Source organism: Embleya sp. NBC_00888, assembly GCF_045207655.1.
In the GTDB taxonomy this organism is placed as follows: Bacteria; Actinomycetota; Actinomycetes; order Streptomycetales; family Streptomycetaceae; genus Embleya.
Genome location: NZ_CP108785.1, coordinates 3,252,886 through 3,270,025, shown reverse-complemented (window position 1 = coordinate 3,270,025; position 17,140 = coordinate 3,252,886). Strand labels below are relative to the sequence as shown.

Here is a 17,140-nt window from a genome sequence, read left to right as displayed (position 1 = left end):
GAAGCGGGATGGGGCTTCCGGGGGTGGGGGGCTGCCCGGGTCTGACGGGCGGGCTCCGCGGGTTGGCGGGCTGCCCGCGGAGGCGGGCAGGCGGGGGTGGCAGGCGTCAGGGGGAAGCGGCTTTCGGCGGGAAGCGGCCTTCGGCCGGGGATGGTGCGGCACAAGGACTCCAGGCCTCAGGGACGTAGGCCGATGCGGTCCAGGAAGGGCACTCCGGCGTTGTAGGTGCCGACGCCGGTGACGCGTTTGTCCCACACGGGGCCGATGCGCGACTCGGCGAAGACCCATACCGGCAGGTCCGAGGCGAGGGCGCGTTGCAGGTCGGTGTACGCCTGCTTGCGGGCCTGCGGGGCGGAGTCGGTGCGCGAGGTGTCCAGTGCCTGGTCGGCCTGGGGGTTCTTCCAGCCGGTGATGTTCAGCGGGCCCGCGGAGCGGAAGGCCTGGTACATCGCCGGTTCGGGGTCGGCCTGCCAGCTCTGGTCCATGGCGGCTTGGAAGTCGTGATTGACGCGGATCGTGGTGACGAAGGTGCCGATCTCCAGTCCCTGGGTGCGCATGGTGACGTTGTCGAAGGCGGCCAGTCGGCTCTGGAAGAACTCGGCGATCCGCAGGGCTTGAGGGTTCTGCGGGACCAGCGCGGTGAAGGAGAGGGGTCTGCCGGCGGTGGCGAGTTCGTCGAACAGGCGCTGCGCCTCGGCCTTGTTCGGGGTGGGCTGGGCGGCGGCGGGGTCGTGGAAGGGCGAGGTCCGGGGGAAGACGCTCTTCGCGGGGCGGAACCCGGTGCCCAGGGTGTCGGCGAGCTCGCGGGGGTCCAGTGCGAGGGCGACGGCGCGGCGGGCGCGCGGGTCGTCGAACGGCGCCCGGGTGAGGTTGAACGCGAGCGACTGGCCGCCGCCCGTGGGTACGGCGGCCACGTTCAGTTCCTTCTCGGCCTTGTCGAGGCTGGACGGGTCGGCGGAGACGAACAGGTGTGCGCCGCCTGCCCGTACGGTGTTGTAGGCCTGGGTGACGTCGGTGGCGATGGCGACGGTGAGCTTGTCGAGGTGGGGCAGGCCCTTGTCGTGCTGCCAGTACGTGGGGTTCTTGGCGAACTCCATGCGACTTCCCCTCGTCCAGCTCGACAAGGTGAACGGGCCGGCGCCGACGGGGTGGGTTCGGTACTCTTCCGGGCCTTTGGCGAGGACGGACGGGGCTGCGATGTAGGTGAGTTCGGTCGCGATCGTGCGGTCGAGGAGGACGTTGCGGGTCGGCGGTGTGACGCGCAGCGTCAGCGGCCCGGTCACCTCCAGGCGCAGTCCGGTGGCGGCGGCGCGGTGCAGGGATGCGGTCTCCGGGCGAACGTGCATGTCCCAGTTGACGCGGACGGCCTCGGCGTCCAGGGGCGTGCCGTCGCTGAAGCGCACGTCCGGCCGCAGCGTGAGTGTCCACGTCGCGCCGCCGTCCGCGGTCGACAGGCTCTGGCCGAGGTGCGGGTGGACCTCGCCGGTGGCGGCGTCGACGGTGAACAGCGGGTCGTACAGGGCGGCCATGCGCGGTTCGTCGAGCAGGGCGTTGTACGTGGCGCCGAACGGGTCGAGGCCTCGGGCGTCCGCGATGGACAGCATGGTGAGCGCGCCGCCGGCACGCGGCGGCGCAGTGTCGTCCCCCTTGCCCGGTCCCGATCCGCCGCCTCCGCCGCAGGCGGTCAGCAGGCAGGTCATCGCGGTGGCCAGGAGGATTGCCGGTCTGAATCTCATGGTGGGGCTCCTGGTCAGTGGCGGTTGCGCAGGTGGGCGGCGGTCCGGCGGCGGCGCAGCTGTTCGCTGCGCTCGGCGGGGTCGACGCGCGGGGTGGATGCGGGGAGGTGGTCGCGGAGCGAGTCGAACGCGACGACCCGCAGCATCGGTTCGGGGAAGGCGTCGGCCAGGAGCAACCGGCCGTTGAGGGTTCCGTGGGGGTGGCCGCCGGTGTCGAGCCAGTTCGGCACGCCGGGGTCGCGGTGTGCGATGACGGCGCGGAAGACGCCGTCATCGTCGAGCCGGGCCTGGTGGCAGTTGAGCGAGGACTGGCGGCTGAACCAGTTGACGGTCTCCCAGTAGTAGTTGCCGGTCCCGAAACTCCAGTAGTGCGCGGTCGGCGGCGTGAACTCCAGTACGACCGCCTCGTCGGGAGCGCAGCGGAAGTTGCCCATGCCGTACGCCTGGCTTTGGAATCCGCCCCACGCCGACTCCGCGAGGGCGGTCCACGGCAGGGTGTTCGGCATCGTCTCCAGCGACCGCTTGCACATCAGGTCCCAGAAGACGCCGGCCTTGTCGAACCAGCGCACCAGCCGTTCGCCGCGTGCCCGCACGTCGGTCTCGGTCAGCGGCGAGTCGGGCGGATAGTGCGCGCCGACCCGCTCGATCATCAGGTTGGCGGGGCGTTCGGTCTCCCAGTCGCAGAACAGCTGGCGGACGCACAGCGACTGCGCGTCCGCGTCGAGGGGCAGCCAGTTGCCCTCGCGCGGCTCGCCGCCGACGAACAGCTCGAACGAGCCGTCCCCGGCAACCGCGAGCGAGCGGCTGTCGATGTTCGAGTCGATCCGGTAGTCGGGGGCTTCGCAGAAGTGCGGCGAGTGCACCTGAACGTCCAGGTAATGCGACGTCCCGCGCTCCCCGAAGATCCGGTACACGGCGTCCCCGCGGACGGCGGCAAGGGTGTAGATGACGTCGGGGTTGTCGATGCCCCAACTGCACGTCGTGTCCGCCCACCGCGCGAACTCCGGGTAGTGCGGATCCGCCAGCTCCATGCTCAGCAGCGCCCCGGCCGCCATGTACCTGGTCGCGAAGCGCAGGCCCTCCGCGCGCAGCAGCGGGGTGTCGGTGGCGGGGTCGTCGAAGACGATGCCGCGCCCGAACCGCCGCCACGCGTCCACCACGTCGTCGAACAGTCGTCCGTCCCGGACGGTCGTTTCGCGTTCTGTCATGCCGGTCTCCTGGTGCGTCGTCCCGATGGGATCGACATACTCGCTAATGAAAACGTCATTTTCAAGAGCGAGTCTCATATACTCGCCGGGTCCGCAGACAAGGAGGAGACCTGTGACAACGACGGAGGGGTCCGCGGCGGAGAACGAGCCGGGACCGGGCGGGACACTTGCGACGGCGGCGGTGGACCGGCTCCTCGGCCCTCAGCGCGAGGAGTACCTCCACGACGCGCAGCGCCTGATCGCCGCATGTCGCGACCTCATCACCGAGACCGGCAGCGTCGACCCCCCGGTATCGGCGATCCTCAAGCGCGCGGGGCTGGGCAGCCGCGCGTTCTACCGGCTCTTCCCCAGCAAGCACGACCTGCTGATGGCGGTGCTGGAAGCCGGCACCGAAGCCCTGCAGGCGGGCGTCCGCAGCCGACTCGCCGCCGTCCCGGACCCGACCACGCGCATCCACCTCTGGATCGACGCGTTCATCGACCACGCCACGAGCACCCCGGCCGACGGCACCGCGTCGCTCATCCTCGACGCCCCCCGCTTCAGCGCGATCTTCCCCGACACCAGTGAAACCCTGGAACGCCGCATCATCGCGCCCCTGCGTGAAGCCCTCGACGGCCTGCGCGGCGACCAGGAAACCGAAGCGAACCTCGCCGACGCGACCGTGGTCTACGACATGGCCGCGTCGGCAGTCGTCCGCGCGCTGGCCCGGAGGCGACCCGTCTCCGAGCCTGTACGCGCCCATCTCCACGCCTGCGCGGCACGCGTCATCGAGGGCGTCGACCGGTGACTTCGATCGGCTCGATCGCGCGGTTCGACGCGGGCGCGGACGTGCCGGTGTGCGGCCTTGTCGGCCTTGTCGGCCTGTTCGCCGGGCAGCAGGTCACGGTTCCTGCGTGCGGTGCGGGACGACCGACCCGGTCCCGACGGGAGGAGGTGCCGTCCGCGATGCACAGCCGCTCGGCCGCGCCGGTTCAGCCCGTCGGCGACGCAAGTTCCTCGCGCAGCAGGCTGTAGAAGACCACGTCGCGCCATTCGCCGTCGCGGTAGGTGTAGGAACGGGCCACTCCCTCGCGGGTGAAGCCCACCTTTTCCAGGGCGCGCTGCTCGGCGAGGTTGCCCACCTCGGTCCCGGCCTCGATCCGGGCCACCTGGGTGTGCGCGAACAGGTAGCGCACCAGCAGGAGTTGGGCGCGGGTGCCGTATCCGTGGCCGCGCGCCTCGGGGAACAGGTTGATCCCGACGTTCCAGCAGTGCGAGCTGCGCGAGGTAAGGATGCTGCGCCAGGCCACGAAGCCCAGTACCTCGTCGCCCAGGACCACCAGCAACTGCCCGCCCTCGTCGCCGAGTAGGCCGTTCTGCGTCCAGTTGCGCCGCCACCGTCCCGGGTCCGACCAGCCGTACCAGGCGAACGACCCGACCGCCTCGGGATCGGTCGAGAACCGCTCCAGGAGGGATATGTCCGCTTCGGCCACCGGCCGCAAGGTCACCTGATCGCCGGCCATGATCCCGAACCCCGTTTCGATCGCCGCCGTCCGAGCGTCGGGCCCCGGCCCGCCGCGCCCGACCGAGTCGACGAGGGCGTCGACTGGGCCGAACGGGGCAGCATAGTCGACGCGGGCGCGCCCGACGAGCCGCCGTGTATCCGTCGCCCGCGAAGCGGCGCGCGTGGCGCTTCGCGGGCGAACCGGGCGGCCGGGTCGCCGAGTCGCCGAGTCGACGAAGCGGGCGGGGCGTTCGTACGCGATGAGCGCTCGTCGGTGCGGCGGCCATCGGCACGGGGGTCCGTACATCCGTACCTACGCCCGCATTCGGCGAGCCGTCACGAACCGGTGCGCGGCGGTTCCGGGTCGGGGCGGTTGGCCACCAGGCGTCGCACCCGCGCCCGGAGCGAGCCCCCGGACGCGTCGGGCGACTGCTGCCCGGATGCCGGATCCGGCGCCGACTCGCTCCACCGACGGGCCTGCCGTACCAGCGCGGCCAGTTCGTCGGCGCCTGACTCCCGGGATGAATCGTGCTGCGTCATGCCGAGCCGCTGCCCGCCCACACCCCCGAGCACGGCCGCTGAATGATCACGAATATGCGACATATCCATAACATTGGTAGCGCCCGACCTTCCAGACAAGCGCTCCGGCGCCGCACGTTCCGGTGATTGATTCGCTCAAACCGGGCCAAGACAAGGCCATCGCCCGGTCCTGACTCCCCCTCCCCGAGCACGGCGGCGGCAGGACACCGGCGAGGGCGCGGCGGAAAGATCATTTGGTGCGTCGCTGCCGATATCCTCTGACCCGGTTCAGCCGGGGAGCGCGACAGGGACACAGGGGGCACACGGATGACGCAGCCGACCAGCGACGAGGGCCTGTCCGGCCAGTCGCTCGACGAGGGCGGCGCGCGCACCGCGCGTTGGGCGTTCATTCGCACCGAGAGCGGCAGCGCCACCGTGCTGCTCGCCGCCACCCTGGCCGCGCTGGCCTGGGCCAACATCGACGCCGACTCCTACGCCTCGCTCTGGCACACCCACCTGTCCGTGCGACTCGGCGACTCCGGCGTATCGCTGGATCTGCGCGAGTGGGTCAACAGCGGCCTGATGACCCTGTTCTTCTTCGTGGTCGGCCTGGAGGCCCGGCGCGAGTTCGACATGGGCGAACTGCGCGAACGCCGCCGACTGACCCTGCCACTGCTGGCCGGCCTCAGCGGCATGGCGGTACCGGTGCTGATCTACCTGGCGATCAACGCGGGCGAGTCCTCGGCGCACGGGTGGGGCGCCGCGATGTCCACCGACACGGCCTTCGCGCTGGGCATGCTCGCACTGCTCGGCAGCCGGTTCCCTCGGCGGCTGCACACCTTCATCCTGACCGTCGCCGTGGTCGACGACTTCGTCGCCCTCGTGGTGATCGCGGTCGCCTACAGCGACGACATCGACATGCCCGCGCTGATGATCGCGCTGGCCATGCTGGTGGTGATCGTGCTGGTGCGCGCCGCGAAGGTGCGGCGCGGCAGCGCGTACGGCGTGCTCGGCGTGATCACCTGGGTGGCGGTGCTCAAGTCGGGCGTGGACCCGGTGGTGGTCGGCCTGGTGATGGGCCTGCTGACCTTCGCCTACCCGGCGTCCCGGGCCGAATTGGAGCGGGCCACCGGTCTGTTCCGCTCGTTCCGCGAACAGCCCACACCGGAGCTGGAACGCACCGCCCGGCTGGGCATGGCGGCGGCCCTGTCGCCGAACGAGCGCCTCCAGCGCATGTACCACCCCTGGACCAGCTATGTGATCGTCCCGTTGTTCGCGCTGGCCAACGCCGGCATCACGCTGGACGCCGGGCTGATCTCGCGGGCGTTCACCTCGCCGGTGACGCTGGGCATCCTGATCGGCTACGTGGTGGGCAAACCGGTGGGCATCATCGGTATGTCCGCGCTGACCACCCGACTCAGCGGCGGCCGGTTGCGCCCGCCGGTCGGCTGGGGGGCCGTGGTGGGCGGCGGTGCGATCGCCGGGGTCGGCTTCACCGTATCGCTGCTGATCGCAACACTGGCCTTCGAGGGCGAACGGCTCGAAGAGGCCAAGGTGGGCGTGCTCAGCGCCGTGGTGTGCTCGTTCGTGGTGACCTGGCTGGTCTCGCTGGTGATCGCCGCGCTGCCGCGTCCGGCCCGCACGCGGGCGTTGTTGGGCACCGCGCAGAGCCTGGTCGACCTGGCCGTACCGGTGGATCCCGAGCGTGACCACATCCGCGGTCCGATCGACGCCCCGGTGACGCTGCTGGAGTACGGCGACTTCGAATGCCCGTTCTGCGGTCTGGCCGAACCGGTGGTCCGCGAACTGCTCGCCGACTTCGGCGACGTGCGCTACGTCTGGCGCCACCTCCCGCTGCCCGACGTACACCCCCGGGCCCGGCTGGCCGCGATCGCCGCCGAGGCCGCCGCCGAGCAGGGCGCGTTCTGGGAGATGCTCGATCACCTGCTCCAGAGCCAGGACGCGCTCCGGCCCGGCGATCTGGTCGCGCACGCGGAGACGTTGGGCCTGGACGTGGAGGAGTTCCGGATAGCGCTGCGCGCCCATCGCGGCGCCGACCGGATCACGGAGGACGAGGAATCGGCGGACCTGAGCGGGGTTTCCGGCACCCCGACCTTCTTCGTCAACGGCCGTCGACACCACGGCCCGTACGACATCGCCGGGCTCACGGCGGCGGTCCGCGCGGCCAAGGAGCGCGCCTTCATGGACCGCTGAGCTCCGCGGTCCGCGCTCAGTCGCCGGTCTGGGTCCCGGTCGCGGTCTTGCTCCCGGTCCCGGTCCCGGTCCCGGTCTCGCTCTCGGTCCCGGTCCCGGTCCCGGTCCCGGGAAGGGTGTATTTCCGGGCCCGGACCACGTCCCGGGTCACTCGTGCGAAGGCGCGGGCGGCGGCGCTGCGGTAGGCGCCCTCGCGGTGCAGCACGGTGACCGTGCGCACCGGCAGCGGCGGGTCGACGGCGACCGGGCGCAGGTGGGGGTGGTCGTGGGTGATCGCGTCCGGGAGCACGGTGGCCAGCGGGGTGCGCCGGACGATCTCGATCAGGGCCTGGATCGAGTTCGCCTGTACGGCGATCCGAGGTCGCACCCGGTGCCGCGCGAGGTAGGCGTCCACGTGCCCTCGGGTCACGAAGTCGTGGCTGAGCAGCGCCAGTTCGTACCCGGCCAGGTCACGCACCGGGATCGGGGTGGCGGGACGACCGGTCGTGGTGTCCGGATCCGCGCCGGTTCCCGTACCGACGACCAGGCTCAGTCGCTCGACGCACAGCGGAGTCGCGCCGACGCCGGGTGGGTGGGCGCCGGCGAACGCGATGCCCAGGTCGAACTCGTCGGCGGGCAGCCCGGCTTCGATCCGGTCCTGGGTGGTCTCCACGACGTCCAGGGCGATCCCGGGATGCCGGGCGTACATCTCCTCGGTCAGTGGGCCGACCAGGTACGCCGTCAAGGTCGGCGTCACCGCCAGCCGCAGGCTGCCGCGCGCGAGGTCGGCCACGTCGTGCACGGCACGCTCGGCGGCGGCCAGGTCGCGCAGCGCTCGGCCCGCGTGGTGCAGGTAGACCTCGCCCACGTCGGTGGGGCGCACCGTGCGGCCGGTGCGGTCGAGCAGTTGCACGCCCAGCGCGCGTTCGAGCTGCCTGATCTGCTGGGACAGCGTCGGCTGTGAGACCCGCAGCTCCTCGGCCGCACGGGTGAAGTTGCCGTGCTCGGCCACGGCGAGCAGATAGCGCAGGTGACGCAGTTCCGGTGCCATGACCTCGACTATAGATGACCAATAGATGAGGTCTATGGCCACGATGGGCACTGCGTCTTGGACGCTATAGCAACAGGTCATGCATGGTGGATTCAGTCGGCCCCACGGGGCGGACGGCCATCGAAAGGCAGGAGTGACCATGCATCACCTCACGGAGGGCATCCACCGCTTCCAGCGCGACGTGTTCCCGGCCAAGGCGCCGCTGTTCGACCGGCTGGCGGGCGTACATCGGCCGGCCACGCTGTTCATCGGGTGTTCCGACGCCCGCGTCGTTCCCGAACTGATCACCCAGAGCGATCCCGGCGAGCTGTTCGTGATCCGCACGGCCGGCAACCTGGTGCCTGCATACGCGCCGGGATCCGACGGCATCGCGGCGAGCGTCGAGTACGCCCTCGCGGTGCTGGCGGTCACCGATGTCATCGTCTGCGGACACTCGGCCTGCGGGGCGATGACGGCGCTGGCCGAGGGCCACGACCTGACCGGGACACCGCGGATCGCCGACTGGCTGCGGCACGCGGACGCCTCCGCGGCCCGCGCTCGGGACATCGGCGCGGACGCGGACACCGGTACGGACGCGGTGGGCCGGCTCATCCGGAACAACGTCGCCACCCAGCTCGCGAATCTGGCCACCCACCCCAGCGTGGCCGGTGCCCTGGCCCGGGACGCGGTCACGCTGCACGGCTGGGTCTACGACATCGCCTCCGGCACGGTCACCGCACTCGACGCCGACACCGGCCGGCCGATCCCCCTTCCGGCCTGACGCCTTCCGCTCCCGGTACCGGACATCCCGCGCTCACCCCTAATCCCCCCTAATCCCCCTAAACCCCCTCACTCACCCCAATCGCCTCACCCGATCACGTAAGGATCCCCACCATGGTGCACGCCCAGTTCGACCCCACCGCCCGACAGAACCTGGCCATCGCGGCCGTCGAGGCGAAGACCCGCAAGGACCTCACCTGGCAGCAACTCGCCGACCCGACCGGCCTGTCCGTCGCCTTCGTCACCGCGGCCGTGCTCGGCCAGCACCCGCTGCCCGCCGACGCCGCGCACACGGTGGCCGAACTCCTCGGCCTGGACGAGGACGCGGCGCTGCTGCTGCAAACCGTCCCGACCCGGGGCTCGATCCCCGGCGGCGTCCCGACCGATCCGACCATCTATCGCTTCCACGAGATGCTCCTGGTGTACGGAACCACCCTCAAGGCGCTGATCCACGAGCAGTTCGGCGACGGCATCATCAGCGCGATCAACTTCAGGCTCGATGTCCGCAAGACGGTCGACCCCGACGGCGGCGAGCGCGCGGTGATCACCCTGGACGGCAAGTACCTGCCCACCAAGCCCTTCTGACCCACCACCGAGTCCTTCCCCCACTCCACCCACAGATCGTACGGACGGCGGGCGGGCCGCGACCGTCGTGCCCGCCCGTCCCCTCCCCAAGGAAATCCATGGACTTCGCACGGCGCACCATCGACCTGGCCCGCCGCAACGTCGAGGAAGGCGGCCGACCGTTCGCCACAGTGATCGTCCGGGCCGGCGAGATCCTCGCCGAGAGCGCGAACAAGGTTGCCCAGACCGCCGATCCGACCGCCCACGCGGAGATCCTCGCCATCCGCGAGGCGTGTACGAGGCTGGGTACCGAGCATCTGACCGGCGCCACGATCTACGTGCTCGCCCATCCCTGCCCGATGTGCCTCGGTTCGCTGTACTACTGCTCCCCGGACGAGGTGGTCTTCCTGACCACCCGCGACGCCTACGAACCGCACTACGTCGACGACCGCAAGTACTTCGAACTCGACACCTTCTACGGTGAGTTCGCCAAGCCCTGGGAGCGGCGCCGACTGCCGATGCGACACGACCCGCAAGCCGCCGCCGTCGACGTCTACCGCCGGTGGCAGGAACTCAACGGCGGCAACCGTCGTGTTGCCGACAGCATCTGAACCGCCGAGAACCACCACTCCGGGCACTCGGGCGGAGGTTGCGTCGTTGGGACGGCAAGTTCCTTGATTGCCTTGACGATTACGCTTCGGGGTTTCTAGGGTACGTTGCGTAATCGATCCCGGAAAGGTTGGCTTTTGATGGCTGGTCAGTCCGTCTTATCCGATCGACGGCCCGCGTCATGACGGTGGGGCCCGACACGCTCACGGCGTTGCTGAAGGGCAAGGACGTACTTCCGGCGGGCTGGGAGTCGGTGTTCGGCATGGTGGCCCGCGAGGATTTCGTCCCGGCCCGGATCTGGCCCGACGACAGCGACGCTCCGCTGGACCGCGACCGCGATCCGGAGGCGTGGCGCCGAGCGGTGTACTCCGACCGGGCGTTGGTGACCCAGTGGGACGACGGCCGGCATACCGGGGCCACCGCCGGACGACTGGCCACGTCGTCGGCATCGACACCGTCCACGCTCGCGGAGATGTTGTACGACCTGGACGCGGCGCCCGGGATGCGGGTGCTGGAGGTCGGCACCGGGACCGGCTACAGCGCCGGCCTGTTGGCGGCCCGCGGCTGCCGGGTGACCTCGATCGAGGTGGACCCGCAACTCGCCCACCGGGCACGGGAGAACCTGGACGCGGCCGGATTCGGCGACCTCGTCGAGGTGATCACCGGCGACGGCACGCACGGTTACCCGGCGGGCGGCCCGTACGAGCGGATCCAGGTCACCGCCGGCGTCCGGCGCGTGCCACCCGCGTGGATCGAACAGGCCGCGCCCGGCGCGGTGATCGTCTTGCCGTGGGGTACGGACTACGGCAGCGGCGACTGTGCGCTGCGCCTGGTCGTGGACGCGGAACGGCAGGCCGCGAGTGGGCCGTTCACGCTGGCCACCGCGTTCATGAAGCTGCGCGCGCATCGTCCGCGCTGGCGACGGTACGGCGGCGCGGCGCTTTCCGAGGACTGGGCCGCCTACGCGCGGCCGACCACCACCTCGCTCGGCTACGACGACGTGGTGGGTGGCCCGTTCGACCCGGTGGCCCTGGTGCTCGGCCTGTGTGTGCCCGACTGCCTGGCCCGACCGATCCTGCACGGCGCGCTCGGCGGGACGTTGTGGCTCTACGGCGCGGACACCGGCCGCGGCCACTCGATCGCCGCCGCCGACTTCGCCATCGGCGATCCGCCCACCGTGCGGCAATCCGGTCCGCGCCGACTGTGGGACGAGGTCGAGGCGACCTGGTACTGGTGGCATGCCCAAGGCCGCCCCACCATCCACGACTTCGGCCTGACCGTGTCGCTGGCCGACGACCGCACCGTCGACCAGCAGCCCTGGCACCTGACTCCCACCCGCCCGCTGATCCCCCCGGCCACCGACTGGCCGCCGACCGCGTCGCGGTGACGCCGCTCCCTCCGTCCCGGACTCCCGGGGCCCAAGCGTCAGGTCTCCGGGAAACCGGACTTGGTGAGCCAGGTGAGGGAGGTCTCGGCGAGTTCGGGCCAGCCGTGGTCGACGATCAGCGAGTGGCCCCGGTCGTCGAAGCGTTGATAGTCGGTGCTCGCACCGGATTTGCGGTACTGCTTGAGCGTCGAGCGGGTCAGCGCGTCGGGGACGGTGTGGTCCAGTTTCCCGGACAGGAGCAGGAGCGGTCCGCGGGTCTGGTTGTCGGTGGCCACCTTGGCGGCGGAGTTCGGGGTGAAATTGCCCAGCGCGAGTTGGAACAACGGTCGGGCCGGGCTGGGAATCGTCCACGCCGCGAACAGGTCGTCGGACTCCTTGAGGGAGACGGCGTTCGCGAAGCCGTACCGGAACTGCGCCTGATTCAGCGACACCGCGCGCTTGGTGTTGGCGGGGTTGCGCAGGAACGCGAAGGTCGATTTCGCCTGCGCTGGTGCGATCGCCTTCACACCCTTGATCTGGCCGGGACAGATCGCCACCGCCGCGGCGGCCCACCCCTGGCCGAGCAGGTGTTGGGCGATGAATCCGCCGACGGAGTGACCGACCAGTACGGGCGGGGTCTCCAGCTCCCGGATGATTCGCACGTGCGCCTCGGAGATCTCGGCGAGGCCGACGCCGGCCTGCCCCTCGGGCTGTCTGCGGGCCGCGAGCACGGTCTCGGGGACCCCGGGCCACTCCGGCGTGAGCGGCTCGTAGCCCGCCTCGCGAAACCGCTCGGCCCAGCCTCGCCAACTGGTCGAGTGCAGCCACAGGCCATGGATGAACATGACGGGTGTGCGCTTGGTTGCCATGCCTCGCCTCGCTCGCGAACGGTTCGATCCGTGCACCGTCGCGGCGGCGTGCTGCGTGCTGCGTGCTGCGTGCTGCGTGCTGCGTGCCGGACGACCCGCGATGGCGGGCGATCTCGGGATCCGAGGCCGCTCGTTTTCGCCGGTCGTGCCTGCGACCGGGCCACACGAAGATCCTTTACCGCCACTGTGGCACTCACGCGGTGCCGGCGCGCGCCGACACCGGACACGTCGCGTACCTGTCCGGTCGACGTACAGTGAACCTGCGTGCGGCGGCGGCCCGTTGCGGTGGTCGCCGCGGCAGCGCACCCGGGCCGCCGGTCGGAGCGAGGGGGCGGCGAAGGCCGGGAGGGCTTCATGTATGGTTTCTACAGATGTGTAGAAGCCTGGTTTCGGTGGCCTCGACGTGAACGGGGCCGCTCCGTCGCCTGCGGATCAGGGGTGGAACTGTGCTGAATGATCATCGAGAGCGGCCCACTGCCGACGGCCCAGGGGCCGAGTGGGTACAGGCTCCGCCGGACGCGGAGATCCGTCGGGTGTACGAGCCGGTGGAGATCCGTAATCGCGACGGCAGTTGGGCACTCGGGCGGATCAACGCCAGATGGCACGGCGGCCGCGGCGAGGACTGGTGCCGGCTGCGGATCGTGGGCAGCGACCGCCCGGCCCGCTGGGTCCCCTTCGATCCGGACGTATTCGTCGAATTGCAGATCGACGGAACCTGAGCGGCGGACCCGATCGCCGGAACCCGAGCGTCGGAACCCGAGCGTCGTCACGGGTCGGCGGGACCGGGCCGCCTTCCCGGATCACCAACGAGACCCGATCATGGTGGATCACCGCAACACACTCGTGCGAGCGGGCATGCCACGATCGCCCGCCCGGCCGGACAACGGCTCGGTTGCGGCACCCTTTAGGCTCGGTTGCCTTCGAGACAACCGAGGAGGGCGTCGTGTCCGACGAACAAGGTTTTCCGGCGACCGGCAGGCGGGTGTTGGTCAGTGGTGCCGCACGGGGTCTGGGACGGGCGATCGCGCACGCGTTCGCGGCCCAGGGCGACCGGGTGGCCGTGCACTACGGGTCGCGGCGGGAGGAGGCCGAGGCCACCCTGGCGGACCTGCCGGGTGAAGGTCACGTCCTGGTCGGCGCGGATCTGGCGGAGCCGGACGAGGTCGAGCGACTGGTGGCCGAGGTGGAGGACGCGCTGGGCGGGATCGACGTCCTGGTCAACAACGCGGCCGTGAACACCCCGCATCCGCCGGCCGACACCGGGTACGCCGAGTGGGTCGCGGCCTGGCAGCGGCACGTCGCGGTGAACCTGGTCGGCGCCGCCGGACTGAGCCACCTCGCCGCCCGGGGGATGATCGCGCGCGGGAGCGGCGGGCGGATCGTCAACGTCGGCTCGCGCGGCGCGTTCCGCGGCGAGCCGGACCATCCGGCCTACGGCGCCACCAAGGCCGGTCTGCACGCGCTCGGCCAATCCCTGGCGGTGGCACTGGCCCCGCACCGCATAGCCGTCGCCTCGATCGCCCCCGGCTTCATCGACACCGACCGGGTCGCGAACCGCCTGTCCGGGGCCGAGGGCGCCGCCATCCGCGCGCAGAGCCCATTCGGTCGCGTCGCCGCTCCCGCCGAAATCGCGGCATCCGTCGTGTGGTTGGCTTCCCCGGACGCCGAGTGGGCCTCCGGCACCATCCTCGACCTCAACGGCGCCTCGCACCTGCGGACCTGACCGGTCGAATCCCGTACGTTGTCCGTTCGCACCACGACCTCTTGTGGCTGCCGGCTCGGATGGTCGCCGAACACAAGGGCGCGGATCTGTTCATCGGCCGATTCGCCGACCTGTTCGGCACCTCCCGAGACCGGCGCGGGCGCCGTCGTCTCAGCGCCCGGTCGCGACGGAGCGGCACTCGTCCAACTCCATGAAGACCGCCGGCACCTGGTTGTCCAACACCAGCCGACTCAGGAGTTCGGCGAGCCTGGCTCGATCGGCGGCGGCGAGACCGGCCGGCAGCGTCTCCACCCGGCGGCAGGTCTCGGCGTAGAACTCCTCGGCGAGGTGGGCGCCTTCCTCGGTGAGCCCGATGCGCACCGCGCGTCGGTCCCGCGGGTCGGGCTCGCGCCGCACCAACCCGCGCTGCGCCGTGCGATCCACCAACCCGGTCAGGCTCGACTTCGCCAGCCCGAGCGTCTCGCCCAGTTCGCCCATGCCGTACGGCTGCGGCATCAGCACGCAGAGCAGTTGTCCCTGCTGTGGGGTCAGTCCGTGTTCCCGACCCGATTCGGCATACACCGCATTCACCAGGAATGCGGAACGCACCAAGGCGGTGACGACCCCCATCTCACCCACGGTCTTTCCCATTCGTCCAGAATACGGCACCCTCGGAAGGCGTGGTCCGAGCCGACGCCGGGCCGCGCGTTATGGCCAACACGTCGCGCACAGCGACTCGACCACGGCAACGGCGTCCGGGAACAACCGGCTCGGACAGCCCCCATGGTCGTGAATGCCGCCGTGCTGGCGGTTGTTGCCACGAGCACACGAAAACCGTTCCCGGTTCGCCGTAGCGGCAGCACGCCGTGACACACCGTCCGCCCGGATCGACCGGGGCGGACGGTGTGTCACGGCGCGGGTGGGCGCCGGGTCAACGGCCCTGGAGGGCCTTGACGTTGTTGCCGAAGCTCCAGCTCCTGGATCCGTCCCAGTTCAGCGACCAGGTCATCAGACCCTTGAGGCCGCCGCTGTAGCGGTTCCACGCCTGGGCCACCTGACTCGGCGTCATGTAGCCGCCGCCCGCGCCCGGTTGCGCGGGCAGGCCGGGGACCTGCTTGTCGTACGGCACCTTGATCGTGGTGCCCTGGATGACCAGGCCCCGGTTCAGGCAGTCCGTCTGCGCGGTGAAGCCGGCGACCGTGCCGGCCGAGTAGGAGTCGCCGGAGCAGCCGTACATGTTGCCGTTGTAGTACTGCATGTTCAGCCACCACAGTCGACCGTTGTCCACGTACTTCTTCACGATCGGCAGGTACGCGCCCCAGATCGAGCCGTAGGTCACGCTGCCGCCGGTGACGTAGGCGGTCTCGGGTGCCATGGTCAGGCCGAAGCCGGCCGGCATCTGGGCCAGGATGCCGTCGATGATGCGCACCAGGTTGGCCTGCGAGGCGGACAGCGTGTTGATGTTGCCGCCGCCGACCAGGCCGGTCTCGATGTCGATGTCGATGCCGTCGAAGTTGTAGGTCTTCAGGATCGGCACGATGGTCGCGACGAACCGGTCCGCCACGGCACTGGAGTTGAGGTCGATGCCGGCCGCCGCGCCGCCGATCGACATCAGGATGGTGGCGCCCGCGTCCTTGGCCTGACACATCTCGGTCGGTGTGGCGACCTTGACGGTCGAGTCCATCCCGTCCTGCCACAGGGCGGTGCCGTCGTTGAGGATGACCGGGAACGCCGCGTTGAGCACGTTGTAGCCGTGCGCGGCGATCTGCGGATTGGTGATCGGGGTCCAGCCGAACGGTGGGTGCACACCGTTCACGGCGCCGTCCCAGTTCTCCCAGTAGCCCTGGAGCACCTTGCCCGCGGGCTTCGGCTTGACCGCGCAGACGCTGCCCAGCGGCGCGCTCGCGGTGCTCGTCCGGTGCGAAGTGTCCTTGGCGTCACCGTCGTTCGGTGCGGCGGCGACCGATCCGGCGACGGTGAAGGCGACCGCCAGGGCGGCTCCCAGCAGGCGTGACGTCCGACCCATCATGCTCGATTCCCTTTCGGCACTTCGAGCGCGGCCGGGCACGGAAGGAACGTCCTGCGAGGCACGCCTACCTCCCGGGCGGGGACGGGCCCGGAGACTCACGTGGTGCGGTTGCCACGACGGTAAAGTGGTCCAGACCTTACGGTCAATAGGTCTGGACCACCGGCAAAGTCCGGCAAATGCCCCCGGGCGCGCGGTCGTTCGGGATCGACCGCACCTCGGTGGAGCGCCGCCGTCGCGGAACGAGGGGGCGACCCGCCTCGGGATCAGCGCGGCGGGGCGGGGGCCCGGTAGATGGTGGCGATCCAGATCGCGAGCAGTGTGTCGACCGCGTCGGCCTCGGCCAGGGCGGGTTGTTCGGCGGCGAACGTCGCGTGCAGGACCCGTTCGTTCATCGAGGTGAGCGCGATGGCCAGGTCGCGCGCGGGCAGCCCCGCAGGGGCCAGGCCGCGCTCGCGTTCGGCGTCGATCGCGCGGGTCGCCTGGCGGACCCACGTCTCCATCACCCAGGCCCACAGCTCGCGCACCTCGGCGTTGGTGCCGCAGGCCCGGCCGGCCGCGAGGGTCACCGCGCGATGTGCCCGGAAGGTGGCGAAGAAGGCATCGATCGCCGTACGCCAGTGGGCGGTCCGGTCCCGGGGCGGGCCGTCCGGCGCGGCTGTCGAGGCCGCGTCGGCCTCGGCCACGACCCGGTCGATCAACGCGAGCAGGACCGCCTCCTTGGAGGCGAAGTAGAAGTAGAAGGTGGGTCTGGAGATGCCCGCCCCACGAGCCAGGTCGTCGACGGAGATGCCGCTCAGGTCGCGCTCGCCGAGCAGCCGCTCGGCGGTGGCCAGGATCGCCTGCTCCCGGTCGGCGCCCGAGGGGCGGGACTCGCGCCGGCCCCGGCGCGGGCGGGTGGTGTCCTGCGCGGACGTGTCGCTCACCCCCGAACCCTACCGCCGGCCCACGGACTCGACACTGTGTTGACCGGATCGACAGCACGTCGATAACGTGGCCGGGCCATCATCACCCGGCAGGCGCGCGTGTCGTTCGTGGCGTGTGGTCCGGGGTGT

The 17,140-nt window shown here is 70.8% G+C and carries 17 protein-coding genes; 8 read left to right on the top strand and 9 right to left on the bottom strand.

What is annotated here, in order from left to right; translation table 11 throughout:
• Positions 1 to 176: 176 nt before the first annotated feature.
• Both OG948_RS48630 and OG948_RS48625 read right to left on the bottom strand, forming a co-directional pair.
• Positions 177 to 1,736 carry an ABC transporter substrate-binding protein gene (locus OG948_RS48630; protein ID WP_331771449.1) on the bottom strand — a complete coding sequence of 520 codons (1,560 nt, stop codon included), beginning with the start codon at positions 1,734 to 1,736 and terminating at the stop codon, positions 177 to 179.
• 14 nt (positions 1,737 to 1,750) lie between these two features.
• A complete protein-coding gene (locus OG948_RS48625) occupies positions 1,751 to 2,944 on the bottom strand; it encodes a DUF1214 domain-containing protein (protein WP_331771448.1) in 1,194 nt (397 codons plus the stop codon).
• A gap of 112 nt (positions 2,945 to 3,056) precedes the next feature.
• On the opposite strand from OG948_RS48625, the gene OG948_RS48620 reads away from it, so the two are divergent.
• On the top strand, positions 3,057 to 3,731 hold the full coding sequence (locus OG948_RS48620; RefSeq protein WP_331771447.1) for a TetR/AcrR family transcriptional regulator: 675 nt from the start codon (positions 3,057 to 3,059) through the stop codon (positions 3,729 to 3,731).
• 184 nt (positions 3,732 to 3,915) lie between these two features.
• On the opposite strand, the gene OG948_RS48615 is transcribed toward OG948_RS48620, so the two are convergent.
• Together OG948_RS48615 and OG948_RS48610 are read right to left on the bottom strand one after the other, a co-directional pair.
• The gene (locus tag OG948_RS48615; RefSeq protein ID WP_331771446.1) at positions 3,916 to 4,446 is read right to left on the bottom strand and encodes a GNAT family protein; all 531 of its coding nucleotides are present in this window, start codon (positions 4,444 to 4,446) and stop codon (positions 3,916 to 3,918) included.
• A 317-nt stretch (positions 4,447 to 4,763) separates the two neighbouring features.
• Complete coding sequence (locus OG948_RS48610) at positions 4,764 to 4,967, bottom strand: hypothetical protein (RefSeq protein ID WP_331771445.1); 204 nt, start codon at positions 4,965 to 4,967, stop codon at positions 4,764 to 4,766.
• A 306-nt stretch (positions 4,968 to 5,273) separates the two neighbouring features.
• On the opposite strand from OG948_RS48610, the gene nhaA reads away from it, so the two are divergent.
• Positions 5,274 to 7,160 carry a Na+/H+ antiporter NhaA gene (gene nhaA / locus OG948_RS48605; protein WP_331771444.1) on the top strand — a complete coding sequence of 629 codons (1,887 nt, stop codon included), beginning with the start codon at positions 5,274 to 5,276 and terminating at the stop codon, positions 7,158 to 7,160.
• Positions 7,161 to 7,176: 16 nt separating this feature from the next.
• Here the strand turns inward: nhaA and cynR are convergent, their stop codons facing one another.
• A complete protein-coding gene (gene cynR / locus OG948_RS48600; RefSeq protein WP_331773552.1) occupies positions 7,177 to 8,190 on the bottom strand; it encodes a transcriptional regulator CynR in 1,014 nt (337 codons plus the stop codon).
• Between the two features lie 139 nt (positions 8,191 to 8,329).
• Here cynR and OG948_RS48595 point away from each other — a divergent pair, with 139 nt between their 5' ends.
• From OG948_RS48595 to OG948_RS48580, 4 genes are all read left to right on the top strand, one after another.
• Complete coding sequence (locus tag OG948_RS48595) at positions 8,330 to 8,950, top strand: carbonic anhydrase (RefSeq protein ID WP_331771443.1); 621 nt, start codon at positions 8,330 to 8,332, stop codon at positions 8,948 to 8,950.
• A gap of 113 nt (positions 8,951 to 9,063) precedes the next feature.
• On the top strand, positions 9,064 to 9,534 hold the full coding sequence (gene cynS, locus OG948_RS48590; RefSeq protein WP_331771442.1) for a cyanase: 471 nt from the start codon (positions 9,064 to 9,066) through the stop codon (positions 9,532 to 9,534).
• Positions 9,535 to 9,632: 98 nt separating this feature from the next.
• Positions 9,633 to 10,124 (top strand): nucleoside deaminase, encoded by a 492-nt coding sequence (locus OG948_RS48585; protein WP_331771441.1) that lies wholly within the window; start codon positions 9,633 to 9,635, stop codon positions 10,122 to 10,124.
• 179 nt (positions 10,125 to 10,303) lie between these two features.
• Positions 10,304 to 11,509, top strand: coding sequence for a methyltransferase domain-containing protein (locus tag OG948_RS48580; protein WP_331771440.1), 1,206 nt, complete (start codon positions 10,304 to 10,306; stop codon positions 11,507 to 11,509).
• A gap of 38 nt (positions 11,510 to 11,547) precedes the next feature.
• Here the strand turns inward: OG948_RS48580 and OG948_RS48575 are convergent, their stop codons facing one another.
• Entirely contained in the window at positions 11,548 to 12,357 is an 810-nt protein-coding gene (locus OG948_RS48575; RefSeq protein WP_331771439.1) for an alpha/beta hydrolase, read from the bottom strand.
• Between the two features lie 446 nt (positions 12,358 to 12,803).
• Between OG948_RS48575 and OG948_RS48570 the strand changes: the two genes are divergently transcribed.
• The gene (locus OG948_RS48570; RefSeq protein ID WP_331771438.1) at positions 12,804 to 13,076 is read left to right on the top strand and encodes a hypothetical protein; all 273 of its coding nucleotides are present in this window, start codon (positions 12,804 to 12,806) and stop codon (positions 13,074 to 13,076) included.
• Positions 13,077 to 13,300: 224 nt separating this feature from the next.
• Positions 13,301 to 14,080, top strand: a complete 780-nt coding sequence (locus OG948_RS48565) for an SDR family oxidoreductase (protein ID WP_331771437.1) — start codon at positions 13,301 to 13,303, stop codon at positions 14,078 to 14,080.
• Between the two features lie 150 nt (positions 14,081 to 14,230).
• Here OG948_RS48565 and OG948_RS48560 read toward each other — a convergent pair whose 3' ends face one another.
• The 3 genes from OG948_RS48560 to OG948_RS48550 all read right to left on the bottom strand — a co-directional run bounded on the left by OG948_RS48560 (position 14,231) and on the right by OG948_RS48550 (position 17,011).
• Positions 14,231 to 14,710, bottom strand: coding sequence for a MarR family winged helix-turn-helix transcriptional regulator (locus tag OG948_RS48560; protein WP_406300679.1), 480 nt, complete (start codon positions 14,708 to 14,710; stop codon positions 14,231 to 14,233).
• 280 nt (positions 14,711 to 14,990) lie between these two features.
• Positions 14,991 to 16,085: a chitinase gene (locus OG948_RS48555; RefSeq protein ID WP_331773550.1), complete on the bottom strand. Its 1,095-nt coding sequence runs from the start codon at positions 16,083 to 16,085 to the stop codon at positions 14,991 to 14,993.
• Between the two features lie 266 nt (positions 16,086 to 16,351).
• The gene (locus tag OG948_RS48550) at positions 16,352 to 17,011 is read right to left on the bottom strand and encodes a TetR/AcrR family transcriptional regulator (protein WP_331771436.1); all 660 of its coding nucleotides are present in this window, start codon (positions 17,009 to 17,011) and stop codon (positions 16,352 to 16,354) included.
• Positions 17,012 to 17,140: the final 129 nt, after the last annotated feature.